This window comes from Polaromonas sp. P1_G1, assembly GCF_056405595.1.
In genome coordinates this window covers 1-491 of the sequence record NZ_JBFUBU010000164.1, presented here as the reverse complement: position 1 = coordinate 491, position 491 = coordinate 1, and the positions used below count along the sequence as shown (strand labels likewise).

Annotated in this window: 1 protein-coding gene; it reads right to left on the bottom strand. The window is 57.2% G+C overall.

All coding sequences use genetic code 11. From position 1 onward, the window contains the following. Nucleotides 1-57 precede the first annotated feature (57 nt). A complete protein-coding gene (locus AC1D1Y_RS26285) occupies nucleotides 58-489 on the bottom strand; it encodes a LexA family protein (protein WP_477684934.1) in 432 nt (143 codons plus the stop codon). Nucleotides 490-491: the final 2 nt, after the last annotated feature.

The following is a 491-nucleotide window of genomic DNA, read 5'->3' as shown; positions in this document are numbered from 1 at the left end:
ATTCGTAGATGCGCGTCTCATCGAACTCAGGACGGCGGCGACGGGGCAGTTGCATGGTCAGGCTCCAAACTGCTTGATGCAACTGGTGACCACGCCCCAGATTTGGATCGTCTGGCCGTCTTTGGGCACTATGTCCGGGAAAGTGGGGTTGGCCGCCATCAGCTTGACCCGCCCAGCACGCTGGTAGAGCTGCTTGACAGTGAACTCTCCGTCCACGACCGCTACGACAATCATGTTGTGCCTGGGCTTGATGGCTTTGTCGATCACCAAAATGTCATTGTCAAAGATTCCAATATCCCGCATGGAGTGACCGGCAACGCGCTGCACATAGGTGGCTTGGGGATGGATGATCAGGACTTTGGTGAGATCAATGCGTTCGTCACCCTCATCTTCTGCAGGGCTAGGAAAGCCCGCGCACACGGCGTTGGGTACCGAGTCAATCAGACAGGGAAGGGCGGAAATGGGGATCGGGGGACCGGCTGGCACTATAC